Source organism: Burkholderia cenocepacia (assembly GCF_900446215.1).
GTDB classification, from domain to species: Bacteria; Pseudomonadota; Gammaproteobacteria; order Burkholderiales; family Burkholderiaceae; genus Burkholderia; species Burkholderia cenocepacia.
On the sequence record NZ_UAQZ01000001.1, the window covers coordinates 923,074 to 935,971 of the forward strand.

The window sequence follows — 12,898 nt, forward strand, 5'->3', positions numbered from 1 at the left end:
CGGACGGCCGAACGGGCCGTTCGGCGTTCGATCGACAGGAAGGGTCGGGAAGATAGCCGGCTACGTAGTGCGCCGAACCGACAGCACGCGACGATGCATCGCGATGCCGGCGGATTCAGTTCGACACGACCGGTTTGATCAACGTCGTGGTGATCGGCGCGAAGCCGCATGCTCGATACAGCGCACGCGCCGCCGCGTTGTGATTGAAGACCGACAGCCCGATCTCGGTAACGCCGTACCGGCGCGCCTCGGCATCGAGCGCATCGAGCGCGCGCGTGGCCCAGCCCTGGCGGCGCCGGGACGGGACGATGTCGAGGTCGTAGATGAACAGCGTGCGGTTCGGCCCTTCGGGGACGATCGCGTACCAGAGGTCGCCCACCGTGTCGCCGCTGGCGCCATCGATGAGTGTGACGAGGGTCTGGCCGGCGGTCAGCAGGCCGTCCGGCAGCAGCGTGTCGAAACAGGCGCGCGCACGGTCGGACGCGTCTTCGACAGCATTTTGTCCGGAAGAAACGAGGTCGCGCGCGTAGCCGTCGATGGCTCGCGTGCGGTACGCGTGGAATTCGCCGGCCGTCATCGGCCGCATCTGCAACATGGCCCGGTCGCCGTGAACGGAATCGGACTTCCAGTGTAGCGGGACACTCGCACCGGCGCGCGATGCGGCGGTGGACACGGGCAGGCGGGTGCGGCGGACGCCGCGCCGAATCAGCGAATCAGCGAATCAGCGAATCAGCGAATCAGCGAATCAGCGAATCAGCGACGGTACAGGACGATCGGCACGAGGTGCGCACGACGCACGCGCTCGGCTTCGGCACGACGCGCGGCGTACGAGTATTCGGCGTCGAGCGGCAGGTGCGGGGACACGAACAGGTCGTCGATCTTTTGCAGTAGGGCGAGGATGAAGCTCATGTGAGACTCCTGACAGATGTGACTAGGGTTTTCCCTTAGATGACCTCCATTCTAAGGGTTTTCCCTTAACTCTGCCAGTGCGCTGCATCGGTTTGCCGCACGCACGCGACAGCCGCGCGTCGGTGCGAAACGGCGATCCTTGCTGCGCCGGGCTTCCAGGATAGGGTCGAAACGATTAACGCGTGCGGCGGACCCGCTTTGCGACGGCCGCCTCGCGGTTCGCGTTGCGTTGCAGCCGGTCGACTTGCGACAGCAGCGCTTCGTGGTGCTCCTCGAGCGTCATCAGCGTGGCCTGCTGCGTCGACAGGTCGGCCGCGAGACGATCGATCCGTTGCTGCTTGGTGGCGACGTCCTGCTTCAGATGCGCGATCTGCCGCGTTTGCAGCACCAGCGCGACGAGCCCCGCCAGCACGACGACGGCCAGCGCGAGCAGCAAGCGGTTGACGCGGCGCATCTCGCGATCGGCCGCGCGGGTCAGGCCGTCGACGTCGGCCTGCAGCGCGGCGAGCCGGTCGGTCAGCGGGCGCAGGTGGGTGTCCGGATCGAAGGCCGGCGCGGCCGGTTGCGTACGCTCGGACGATGGCCTGGTCACGAACGACGCGACGGATGCCACCGGCTGTGCAACCGGCGACTGCGAAGCGTCGGGCTGCGCCGCTGCGTCGCGAGGCTTCGCGAATGGCGTGGCGATGACCGGTTCGGGCGGCTGTGCGGACGGTGCCTGCGTCTGCGGCTCGGCCGGCGCAGCCTGGACCGACGGCGGGTTCGAATCGACGCTCGGCGCAACCGGCACGGCCGGCGTCGCCGCCGCTTCGTTGGCACCGGCAGCCGCCCGGCGTTTGCCGCCCGACGACGCGCGGCGTTCCTTCGCGGCATCACCGGAAGATTTCCCTTCGCGGGATTTGACGACCGCCGCCTCGACTGCAGGCTGCGCGGCTTCGGCGTCTGCTGCTTGCGATTCGACCGTCCGCGCCGCAACGCCATCGGCGGCTTGCAGCTTCGTCGCCGCCTTCGCGGCGCCGTCGATCACGGGACCATCGATCTTCGTGGCGGCGCCAGCGCCCGCGGGCAAATCGGCGGCCTGCGCTGCAAGACGCTCTGCGGATGCGCTGTAGACGTTCGCGGCCGTCCCGCCTTCAGGCGTCGAAACGGCCTCGACCGCCGCAACCGTCGCCGCCGCACTCTCCGCTTCCGCACGCGTTGCCACGGCCGCATCCGCTGGCGGACTGAACCCGTCCAGCATGGCCTGTCGACCGTCGTCGACACCGGCTGCCGCATCGCCCTCCACGCTCGCTTCATCGTGCGCCGCCACCGGCATGCGCTCGCCCGGCTCGAGCACTGGATCGCCGAACAGGTCGAGCGTCCGTTCGTCGCGCGGCGCGTCGCCGGCCGGCGCGCTGCCGGATCGTGCCGTCGCCCGGGCGGACGTGCTGCCTGCGGCAGCGGCCGAGCGCGGGCGCGAACGGGCCGACGAACGGGTGGAACGGGAGCGGGAGCGAGGCGTGGAAACGGATTCGGTCATGGAAATCGGATGGCGGGGCCCGCAGGCGCGGACCCGGATGTCGAACGGAATCGGTGATCGGCCATTGTCGCACGCCCCGCAACCGATTCACGCTATTCGTCGCCCGACAGCCCGTTCCCGCCGTCGAAACGCGTGACGCCCGGAAGCGCGCGCAGCTTGTCGCAGATCGCCTTGTATTCGAGTTCCGACACGCGCGCCAGCGCGATGCGCACCTCGTCCTGCTCGCCCGTGTCGTCCGCGCGCTGCACGATGAACTGCTTCACGCGCGCACTGTCGGGGCCGAGCGCCGCGTGCAGCGAATCGAACGTCAGCGTGCCGCCGGCCACCGTCAACGCGAGCTGGCGCCGCTGGCGCACCGTGAAATAGCGTCGCTCCAGCGGCTTGATGCCGGCCAGGATGATCAGGATGATGATGGTCGCCGAAATGGACGCGACATAGAGCCCGCCGCCCACCGCCAGGCCGATCGCGGCGACCGACCACAGGCTCGCGGCCGTCGTCAGCCCGCGCACGATCTCGCCGCGCAGCAGGATCGAGCCCGCGCCGAGGAAACCGATGCCCGACACGACCTGCGCGGCGATCCGCGACGGATCGAGCACGACGTGGTCGCTGGTGCCGAGCACGTCGGCGAAACCGAACGCCGACACGATCATGATCAGGGTCGAGCCGACGCACACCAGCATGTGCGTGCGCAGGCCGGCCGCCCACGACAGGCGCTCGCGCTCGAAGCCGATGACGCTGCCGAGCGCCGCCGCGAGAACGAGCCGCATCACGAGTTCCAGGTTGCTGAGCATCCTATTTCTCTCCTTTTTTTGGTGCCGGCCGCGCGGAATGTTTTATCCTTGGCCCCGGCCGCGCCGATTCTCCGGGCCGCGCCGACACGTTTCGATCCAAGCGCTCAACCCCGCCATGTCCGTTTCCGACTCCGCTTCCGCCCAGGCCGCCCAGCTGCGTCACCATTTCGCGCACGTCGTCTTGCCGATCTGGCGGGGTTCAGGGTTCGACCCAGCATTGCAACTGCCGTTCGAGGCCGTCGATCCGGCCACCCATGCGCCGCTGCCCGTGACCCGTTATCGCGCAATGGCGTGCGCAAGGCAACTGTTCGTGTTCGCGCAGGCCGGCGACACCGCGCACGCGGCCACGCTGTTCGACGCGCTGTGCCGGCACTTTCGCGACCCGCGCCACGGCGGCTGGATCTACAGCGTCGACGCGCAGGGCGCGCCGCTCGACACGACCAAGGATCTCTATACGCATGCGTTCATCGTGTTCGCATGTGCCGCGTGGCATGCGGCGTCGGGCGACGCCGCCGCGCGCACGGTGGCCGAAGCAACCGCCGCGCTGATCCAGGACCGCTTCGCGCCGCGCCCCGGCGACGCGCTGCTCGATGCCGCGCGCCACGCCGATTTCTCGTCGTCCGGCAGTGGCGCGCTGCAGAATCCGCTGATGCATCTGACCGAAGCGTGGCTCGCGGCCGCCGATGCGTTCGGCGATACCGCGTTCGACGATGCGCTCGCGCGCACCGCGCAGGCCGTCGAACGCACGTTCGTCGATGCGGCGACCGGCTGCGTGGCCGAGCTGCCGCTCGGCGCGGCCGACAACCGTTTCGAGCCCGGCCATCAGTTCGAGTGGTTCTATCTGGTGGATGCGGCCGGTGCGCGGCTCGCGCGGACCGGGCTGCCCGCCGCGCTGTCGCGCGCGTTCGCGTTCGCCGAGCAGTACGGCGTCGATCCGCAGACGGGCGGCGTGTGCGCGGCGCTCGACGCGCACGGCGCATGCATCGACGGCACGCAGCGGATCTGGGCGCAGACCGAATACCTGCGCGCGCTGGCGACGCACGGCGGCACGCCGGCCTCCGCGCCGCTCGCGCGGCAGATCGAGCGGTTCGCCGCGCGCTTCCTGCATCCGCGCGGCTGGTTCGAGTGCAAGACGGCGGACGGGCAGGTGTCGCGCGCCGACATGCCGTCGACGACGCCCTACCACCTCGCGACCGCCTACGCGGCGCTGCCGACCGGCGCGTAACCCGCCGCGGCGAACGACGGCGCCGCGCGCTCGCCATGCGCGGCGCGTCCGTCGCCCAGTTCGAACACCGACACCGCCTGCATCAGGTGCGCGGTCTGGTCGTTCAGCGACGCGGCGGCCGCCGCGACTTCCTCGACCAGCGCCGCGTTCTGCTGCGTGAGCTGGTCCATCTGCGTGACGGCCTGGTTCACCTGCTCGATCCCGACGCTCTGCTCGACCGACGCCGCGGTGATTTCCGACATCGTCTGCACGACCCGCGTGATCGACGCCGACACCGTGCGCATCGCGTCGCCGGCGCGCTCGACGAGCGCCGCGCCGCCGTTGATCTGCGCGACCGAATCCTCGATCAACGCCTTGATCTCCTTCGCCGATTGCGCGCTGCGCTGCGCGAGCGAACGCACTTCGCCCGCGACCACCGCGAAGCCGCGCCCCTGTTCGCCGGCCCGCGCGGCCTCGACCGCCGCGTTCAGCGCGAGGATGTTGGTCTGGAACGCGATGCCGTCGATCACCGAGATGATCTCCGCGATCCGCCCCGAACTCTGCGCGATGCCGCGCATCCGGTCGATCACGCTGTCGACCACGCCGCCGCCGTGGCTCGTCGCTTCGAGCGCCGCGTCGGCCAGCGCGCTCGCCGCGCGCGCGCTGTCGGTGTTCTGCCGGACCGTCGCGGTCAGTTCCTCCATGCTCGCGGCGGTTTCCTCGAGCGACGCGGCCTGTGTGCCCGTGCGCGCCGACAGGTCGGCGTTGCCGCCCGCGATCTCGCCCGCGCCGAGGTGAATCGCGTCGGACGCCTGGCGCACCGTGCGCACGGTGCCCGCGATGCTCGTCTGCATCGCGGCGAGGCCGCGCAGCATCCGGTCGATCTCGAACACGCCGCCCGCCTGCACGGCTTCGTCGAGACGGCCTTGCGCGATCCGCTCGAAATGGCGGCCGGCCTGCTCCAGCGGCGCGACGACCGCGCGCCGCGCGGCCGCGTAGATCGCCGCGCTCGCCGCGAGCATCGCCACCAGCAGCACGATGCCGACCGACTTGAACCACAGCATGCCGCCGTCGATGGTGTCGAGCGCCGCGCGGCTCGACGTGCCGCCATAGTCGGTGAAGCGATGCAGCTCGGCGATGTACGCGTCCTGGAAGCCCTGGGTCGGCTGGTCGAGGAACGCCTGGATGTTGTCGGCGTCGAGGAACTGCACGAGTTCGCCCAGCGCGCCGCGCAGCGCGCGATAGCGCTCGGTGAGCGCCGCGACGCGCGCGCGGTTGGTGTCGTCGACCGCCTGCGCGGCCGTCAGTACGGCGAACGCCTTGTCCGCTTGCGCGAGCGACGTGCCCGCGTGGCGGATGATGTCTTCGGGCTTCGGCCCGCCGCGCACCATCCGCGTGCCGGCACGCGACAGGTTGATGCGCGCGTCGAGCAGTTGCTCGGTCGCCCGGCTGGCCGCGTCGACCTGCGCGATCGCGACATTCGACAGATCGTCGACGCCGCTGCGCGTCGACGTGAGCGCCCAGAAGCCGAGCGCTTCGATCGCGAACAGGAAGAGACAGAACACGGTCAACACGCCGAGCAGACCCGACGCGAGCTTGATTTTTCCGAACATGGGGGATTCCTGGAGAGCGGACGATGAGGCGATGCCCCGGCATTAGCGGCATTTCTTCGTCGGACTTTAGGCGGAATCAGCGGCAACGCAGGTCAAGTGCGCGCTTCGCTCGCGCATTCGCGTCGAATCGCCCGCAAACGCGGAGATCTTGTGTATTCGACGCAATAATCGCGTTGCATCGCGCCGGGATTTGCACGAAACGCGGACGAATTTCCTTGCTTATCCGGAGCCCCCTTCCTAGAGTTCAGCGCAAGCGGGCACTCATTTCGAAGGAAAGTTCGATGACCGACATCACGGACCACGCGCGCGGCGCATTGCGCGCGCAGCCGTTCAGCATGCTGCTGGGCACGGAGCTGATGCACATCGGCGACAACGAAGTGTCGCTGTGCCTGCCCGTGCGCGAGGAATTGCGGCAGCAGCACGGTTTCGTGCACGGCGGCGTCATCAGCTATCTCGCGGACAACGCGCTGACGTTCGCCGGCGCGCTCGTGCTCGGCCCGCGCGTGATCACCGCCGAATACAAGATCAACTATCTGCGGCCGGCCGTGAACGGCACGCTCGTCGCCCGCGCGAAGCTCGTCTACGCTGGCCGGCACCAGGCGACCTGCCAGTGCCATGTGTTCGTCATCGACGGCGATCACGAGCGGCTCGTCGCGATCGCGCAAGGCACGATCAACCGCGTCGGCGACGGCAAGATGCCGGATGCGCCGGTGGAAACGGCGTGAGAACGGCCTGAACGGCCGGCGCCCAATATCGCGGCCGCCTGGCGCCCAAGTCGCGCCGCTAGGCCGCGTCGTCCCCCAACAGCGGCAAAAAACGCGGCGCCACCCGCGCCCGCACGTTCCCGTGCTCATCCGTCCGATAGATCCCGCGCGCCGCGTTGTGCGGGTGCACGGCCGCGTCGGCCACGCTCAGCACCGGCGCGAAACACGCATCGGTGCCTTCGAGCAGCGCGCGCCAGTGCGCGGACGGCTGCCGCGCGAACACGTCTGCGAAACGCGCCTTCAGCGCGGGCCAGCGCGCCCGGTCGTACTGCGACGCGGGATCGACGTCGGTCAGCCCGAGCCGTTCGACCAGCAGCGCATAGAACGGCGGTTCGAGCGCGCCGATCGTCACGCATTCGCCGTCCGCGCAGCGATACACGTCGTAGAACGGCGCGTCGTGGAACAGGCTCGGCTGCGCACCGTCGAGCTGGCCGTTCGCGCGCGCCCACAGCGCGAGCGAACCGAGCATCGACACGATGTCGACGATCGCGCCGTCGACCACCCGCCCCGGCCCGCCGCCGCGCACGTCGAGCAATGCGCAGACGATGCCGAACGCGAGTCCGAGCGCGCCGCCCGCATCGCCGACGACCGTCGGCGGCACGCCGGGCCGACCGTCGCGGGGCGCGGACAGCGACAGCAGCCCGGTCAGCGCGACGTAGTTCAGGTCGTGCCCGGCCGCGGCTGCCAGCGGTCCATCCTGGCCCCAGCCGGTCATGCGCCCGTAGACCAACTTGGGATTGCGGCGCGCGCAAACGTCGGGCCCGAGGCCGAGCCGCTCCATCACGCCGGGCCGCAAGCCCTCGATCAGCGCATCGGCTTGCGCGATCAGATCGAGCGCGGCGTCACGCCCGGCCGGCGCCTTCAGGTCGAGTTCGACGATCGTCTTGCCTTCGCGCAACAGATCGCCGTCGCGAGCCCGCAGCGCGTCCGGCGCGCTGGTTCGGCCGGACGGGCGCGCGATCAGCGTGATGCGCGCGCCCATGCCGGCGAGCATCCAGCCCGCGAGCGGGCCGGGGCCGAGCCCTTCGAATTCGACGATGTGGATGCCGGCAAGCGGCGCGTTCAATGACATGGTGACCTCGCTGAAATGCAGTCGGAACAGGGGCGGCGAAGCTTTCCGATTCTATGCGAATGCCTGCGCCCGCCAGCTTCGCGCGACCAGCGCCTGTTCACACCGATAACGGGCTTGCGCGGGCCCTACGCCCGCTCGGCCAGCGCCGCCTGCATCGCGCGCACGATCGCGTCCCGATGCGGGTCGATCCGCTCGACCGGCCCGGCCACGCCCATCGCCAGCGGCAGCCCGTTCCAGCCATCCGCGATCACCATCGAGATCATCGCGGCGCCCTGCGTCACGGTGTGCGCCGAATACGAATAGCCGAGCCGGCGGGTCTGTTCGACCTTGTCGAGCACGACGTCCTCGTCGATCGTCCTGCCCGACTTCCCGATCCGGCGGATGCTGCGTGACACGAGCCGGCGAATCGTGCTGTCGGGCTGGATGCTCAGCAGCGCCCAGCCAAGGCCCGACATGCAGATCTCGCGACGCGTGCCGATCGGCGCATAGAACTGCACCGGAATCGAATGCGAGCCCTCGACCGCGTCGATGTACTGCACGTACAGGTCGCTCTGCACCGCGATCACGACCGCCTCGTGCGTGCGCGCCGCCAGCCGCTTCGCGACCGCATGCCAGTGCCGCCGGCTGCCGGCCGCCGAATCGACCAGCGCTTCGCCGAGATTGACGAGCCGCGCGGTGGGCGCATACGCATGGGTTGCATCGTCGTAGGCGAGATAGCCGAGCGTCTTCATGCTGGTCAGCAGCGCCGCCGCGCTCGACCCCGGATACCCGCAGCGCGTCGCGATCTCGCGCACGCTCAGCGGCCGCTGCAAGGTGCTGAAGAGTTCCAGCACCTCGAACACGCGCGCCGCGCTCTTGACCACGCTTCCGCTCATCCCGCCCTCTCCGCAGCAACCGGCACGGGCCTTCCACGTATGTGGAACGGAATTTCCCGCCGCCAACCGTCGTGACGATACTAGGCTTCGGCCCGCGGCGTGAAGTCCCGCGGCACAGAACACACGGAGACAACATGGCAGCCTTTTTGATCCGTGAACGGCAGGGCGCGATCCTGACCGTCACGATGAACCGTCCGGACACCCGCAACGCAATTTCGGACACCGATGCGATCGACGCGCTGACCGAATGCTGCGACGAAGCAAACCGTGACGAATCGATCCGCGTGCTGATCCTGACCGGCGCCGGCACGACGTTCTCGTCGGGCGGCAACGTAAAGGCGATGCGCGCGTTCGTGGAAGCGGGCCCGCACGACCCTGCTGCGATCCGCACCAGCTATCGCCGCGGCATCCAGCGGCTCGCGCATGCGTTCGAGCACCTCGAAGTGCCGGCCATCGCAGCGGTCAACGGTCCGGCCATCGGCGCCGGCACCGATCTCGCGTGCATGTGCGACATCCGCATCGCCGCCGAGCGTGCGCGCTTCGCGGAGAGCTTCATCGCGCTCGGTCTCGTGCCGGGCGACGGCGGTGCGTGGTTCCTGCCGCGGATCGTCGGCGCCGCGGTCGCCGCGGAAATGTCGTTCACCGGCGATGCGCTGGACGCGCAGGCCGCGCTGCGCTGCGGACTCGTGTCGCGCGTCGTGCCCGATGGCGACCTCCTCGCGCATGCGCACGAACTGGCCGGCCGCATCGCGCATCACTCGGGCACCGCACTACGCCTGACCAAGCGGCTGCTGCGCGAAGGCCGCCACGCAAGCCTCGACACGCTGCTCGACCTGTCGGCGTCGTACCAGGCGTTCGCGCACGCCAGTCCCGACCATCGCGCGGCCGTCACCGCGCTGTTCGCCGCGCGCGGCTGAACCCGCGACGCATCGCGGCCGTGCGGCCGGCACAGGCCGGCCTGCCGGCCCGTCGAACCCACATCGAAGGAGACATCGTCATGACCAGCAGCAACGAAGGCGCACTCGCAGGGGTGCGCGTGGTGGACCTGAGCCGCGTCTATGCGGGGCCGTTCTGCGCGCAGACGCTCGCGGACCACGGCGCCGACGTCATCAAGATCGAACCGCCGCAGGGCGACGAAACGCGCGACTGGGGCCCCGCGATGCCGAACGGCATCTCCAGCTACTACTGGGGGCTCAACCGCAACAAGCGCAATCTCGCGCTCGACCTGTCGCATCCCGACGGACGCGACGTGCTGTTCCGCGTGCTCGAAACGGCCGACGTGCTGATCGACAACTTCAAGCAGGGCACGCTCGAACGCTGGGGCATCGGCTACGAAGACTGCCTGCGCGCGCGCTTTCCGCGCCTCGTCCACTGCTCGATTTCCGGCTACGGCACCGACGGCCCGCTTGCGCGGTTTCCGGGCTACGACGCGGTCGCGCAGGGTCTCGCCGGCTTCATGTCGATCAACGGCGAACCGGGCGGCATGCCGCTCAAGGTGCCGTTTCCGGTCGTTGATTACGCGGCCGGCCTGAGCGCCGTCTCCACCATTCTGATCGCGCTCGTCGAGCGGACACGCTCCGGCCTCGGGCAGCACGTCGACATCGATTTGTTCAGCACCGCGCTGTCGATGCTGCATCCGGTCAGCACGAGCTGGATGGCAACCGGCGACGTGCCCGTCGCGACCGGCAACGTATACGGCGCGATTGCGCCGTACGGCGTCTATCCGTGCAAGGACAAGCCGGTCGCGACCGGCGCCGGCAACAACCGCACGTTCGCGCGGCTCGTCGACGCGCTGGGCGTGCCCGAGCTGGCGCGCGATCCGCGCTTCGCGACCAATGCACAGCGCGTCGCGCATCGCGATGCGCTCGACTCGCTGCTCGGCCAGCTGACCGCCGAACTGCAGGCGGACGACGTCGTCGAGCGGCTGATGCACGCCGGCGTCGCGACGGGGCCGGTGAACACCGTGGCCGATGCGTTCGGCCATCCGCAGGCGGCGCGCAACGCGATGTTCGTCGACACCGACACGTACATCGGCGCGGGCATCCCCGCCAAGCTGTCCCGCACGCCCGGCGCGATCCGCCGGCCGCCCCAGCCGTTCGCCGCCGACACAGACGCCGTGCTCGACGCATTCGGGATCGACGCGGCGCGCCGCGACGCGCTGCGGCAGGCGGGCGTGCTGCCCGACACGCGGGCAGACGTGGCCGGGAGCGCGTCATGACCGCCCCGCGCTTTTCTTCACCGACGGACGACGATGCGCCGTCGATCCTGCGCGACGACGCCGACGGCGTCGCGTGGCTGACGATGAATCGCCCGCACGTCGCCAATGCGCTGTCCGCCGACGCGATCCGGCGCCTGTGCAACGAACTCGTCACGCTCGACGACAACCCGTCGATTCGCGTCATCGTGATCCGCGGCGCGGGCGAACGCGCGTTCAGCGCGGGCGTCGATCTCGGCGACCCCGAGATCCGCGGGATGCAGCCGATGCGCGGACTCGCGCGCAACGTCCACGAGCTGATCCTGGAACTGCGCAAGCCGACCATCGCGGCCGTCAACGGCCATGCAATCGGCGGCGGCTGCGAAATCGCGCTCGCGTGCGACCTGCGGATCGCCGCCGATAACGCGACCTTCGCGTTGCCCGAAGCGCGGGTCGGCATGGGCGCGAACTTCGCTAGCGTGCTGCTGCCGCGCATGTTGCCGCACGCGATCGCGATGGAGCTGCTGTTCACGGGCCGCCGCTTCGACGCAGACGAAGCGCAACGCGTCGGCCTGCTGAACCGCGTCGTGCCGGGCGCCGCGCTCGACGACACCGTGCGCGAGCTGGCGCAGACGATCGCCGCGAACGCACCGCTCACGATCCGCCGCATCAAGGAAACCGCGACCCGCAGCCAGGGGCTGCCGGTGGCCGCCGCGCTGCGGCTGGACGTCGGCCCCGACGTCTACGCGAGCGAGGACCGGATCGAGGGCGCCCGCGCGTTTCTCGAGAAGCGCAAGCCGGTGTTCAAGGGGCGCTGAGCCCGGCACCGCACCGCGACACCCGCGCGCACCGCTCCCAGAACGCGGGCGCGCCAATAAAACATGGACGGAGACACCTTCATGCAACGAAAAGCATTCCTGGTCAGCGCGTGCGTGCTGTGCGCCACGCCGGCGCACGCGTCGTCGGTCACGCTGTACGGGATCGTCGACAGCTACGTCGAATTCGATCGCGTCGGCAGTTTGTCGAGCATGCGGCAAAGCGGCGGCGGCGCGTCGACGAGCCGCTTCGGCCTGACGGGCGTCGAGGATCTCGGCGGCGGCACGTCGACGAAATTCGTGCTGGAAAGCGGCTTCTCGCCGGCCGACGGATCGTTCCAGGGCGGCACGCTGTTCTACCGGCAGGCATACGTGTCGCTGCAGAACGCGCGCTACGGCGACCTGCGGCTCGGCCGGCAATACACGCCCGCGTTCTACGTCGTGTACGACGGCGATCCGTTCGGACTCAACGAGCGGCTGTCGCCGCTCGCGCTGCTCGCGACGTCGACGGACACGATCACGAGCAACACGACGCCACCGATTCCGCGCTTCAACCAGGCGGCGTCGTACCTGAGCCCCGACTGGAACGGCCTGCGCGTGATGGCCACGTACGGCTTTCCGACGCCGAACGCGCTGTCGACACAGGCTGGACGCAACTACGGCGCCGGGCTGCAGTACCGGATCGGCGGCCTCTATGTCGGCGCCGGCTTCCAGGGCGATACGTCGGCCGGCAACCTGGGACCCGTCGTCGCGCCGTCGACGACCCGCCACTACGTGTTCGCGACAAACTACGCATTCGCGCGGGTCAAGCTGTACGCCGCGTTCCTGTACGGCGTCGGCACGGCGGCGCGCCTGCCCGCGTTCTCGACCGCGAGCGTCGGTGCGTCGATCAACGTCGGCGCGCTCGATCGCGTGCTCGTGTCGGTGGTGCGCCGCGACGTGAAGGGTTCGGCAAACGACGCGACTGCGCTCGGCGTCGGCTACGACCATCCGCTGTCGAAGCGGACTTCGCTCTACGCCCGCTATCTCTACATGAAGAACGGCGGCGACGCCCGCAATACCGTCGTCGCCGGCCTGCAGCCGCAAGCAGGCGGCACCGAGCAAGTGTTCGCGCTCGGCATCGTTCACCGCTTCTGACGGAG

13 protein-coding genes are annotated in these 12,898 nt (G+C 69.7%); 6 read left to right on the forward strand and 7 right to left on the reverse strand.

The window, feature by feature from the left end:
* Positions 1-115: 115 nt before the first annotated feature.
* From DTA15_RS04330 to DTA15_RS04340, 4 genes are all read right to left on the reverse strand, one after another.
* Entirely contained in the window at positions 116-595 is a 480-nt protein-coding gene (locus tag DTA15_RS04330) for a GNAT family N-acetyltransferase (protein WP_006481655.1), read from the reverse strand.
* A 158-nt stretch (positions 596-753) separates the two neighbouring features.
* Positions 754-909 (reverse strand): hypothetical protein, encoded by a 156-nt coding sequence (locus tag DTA15_RS38490; protein ID WP_006481665.1) that lies wholly within the window; start codon positions 907-909, stop codon positions 754-756.
* A 175-nt stretch (positions 910-1,084) separates the two neighbouring features.
* Complete coding sequence (locus DTA15_RS04335; RefSeq protein ID WP_020979597.1) at positions 1,085-2,428, reverse strand: hypothetical protein; 1,344 nt, start codon at positions 2,426-2,428, stop codon at positions 1,085-1,087.
* Between the two features lie 92 nt (positions 2,429-2,520).
* Complete coding sequence (locus tag DTA15_RS04340) at positions 2,521-3,219, reverse strand: MgtC/SapB family protein (protein ID WP_006481660.1); 699 nt, start codon at positions 3,217-3,219, stop codon at positions 2,521-2,523.
* A gap of 115 nt (positions 3,220-3,334) precedes the next feature.
* On the opposite strand from DTA15_RS04340, the gene DTA15_RS04345 reads away from it, so the two are divergent.
* Positions 3,335-4,444: an AGE family epimerase/isomerase gene (locus DTA15_RS04345; RefSeq protein ID WP_012493609.1), complete on the forward strand. Its 1,110-nt coding sequence runs from the start codon at positions 3,335-3,337 to the stop codon at positions 4,442-4,444.
* Here DTA15_RS04345 and DTA15_RS04350 read toward each other — a convergent pair.
* Positions 4,417-6,036 carry a methyl-accepting chemotaxis protein gene (locus DTA15_RS04350; RefSeq protein WP_006481657.1) on the reverse strand — a complete coding sequence of 540 codons (1,620 nt, stop codon included), beginning with the start codon at positions 6,034-6,036 and terminating at the stop codon, positions 4,417-4,419. The genes DTA15_RS04345 and DTA15_RS04350 overlap by 28 nt on opposite strands.
* A gap of 281 nt (positions 6,037-6,317) precedes the next feature.
* Here DTA15_RS04350 and DTA15_RS04355 point away from each other — a divergent pair, with 281 nt between their 5' ends.
* Positions 6,318-6,761, forward strand: a complete 444-nt coding sequence (locus DTA15_RS04355) for a PaaI family thioesterase (RefSeq protein ID WP_006480333.1) — start codon at positions 6,318-6,320, stop codon at positions 6,759-6,761.
* A 58-nt stretch (positions 6,762-6,819) separates the two neighbouring features.
* Here DTA15_RS04355 and DTA15_RS04360 read toward each other — a convergent pair whose 3' ends face one another.
* Positions 6,820-7,872 (reverse strand): CaiB/BaiF CoA transferase family protein, encoded by a 1,053-nt coding sequence (locus tag DTA15_RS04360; RefSeq protein ID WP_006481654.1) that lies wholly within the window; start codon positions 7,870-7,872, stop codon positions 6,820-6,822.
* A 125-nt stretch (positions 7,873-7,997) separates the two neighbouring features.
* On the reverse strand, positions 7,998-8,747 hold the full coding sequence (locus DTA15_RS04365; RefSeq protein WP_012493610.1) for an IclR family transcriptional regulator: 750 nt from the start codon (positions 8,745-8,747) through the stop codon (positions 7,998-8,000).
* Positions 8,748-8,881: 134 nt separating this feature from the next.
* On the opposite strand from DTA15_RS04365, the gene DTA15_RS04370 reads away from it, so the two are divergent.
* From DTA15_RS04370 to DTA15_RS04385, 4 genes are all read left to right on the forward strand, one after another.
* Positions 8,882-9,664 carry a crotonase/enoyl-CoA hydratase family protein gene (locus tag DTA15_RS04370; protein WP_006481671.1) on the forward strand — a complete coding sequence of 261 codons (783 nt, stop codon included), beginning with the start codon at positions 8,882-8,884 and terminating at the stop codon, positions 9,662-9,664.
* Positions 9,665-9,744: 80 nt separating this feature from the next.
* Positions 9,745-10,965 (forward strand): CaiB/BaiF CoA transferase family protein, encoded by a 1,221-nt coding sequence (locus tag DTA15_RS04375; RefSeq protein ID WP_006481673.1) that lies wholly within the window; start codon positions 9,745-9,747, stop codon positions 10,963-10,965.
* Complete coding sequence (locus DTA15_RS04380) at positions 10,962-11,759, forward strand: enoyl-CoA hydratase/isomerase family protein (protein ID WP_006481661.1); 798 nt, start codon at positions 10,962-10,964, stop codon at positions 11,757-11,759. Before DTA15_RS04375 ends, DTA15_RS04380 begins: the two co-directional genes overlap by 4 nt.
* Before the next feature lie 81 nt (positions 11,760-11,840).
* The gene (locus tag DTA15_RS04385) at positions 11,841-12,893 is read left to right on the forward strand and encodes a porin (RefSeq protein WP_006481652.1); all 1,053 of its coding nucleotides are present in this window, start codon (positions 11,841-11,843) and stop codon (positions 12,891-12,893) included.
* The last annotated feature ends 5 nt before the right edge of the window (positions 12,894-12,898 follow it).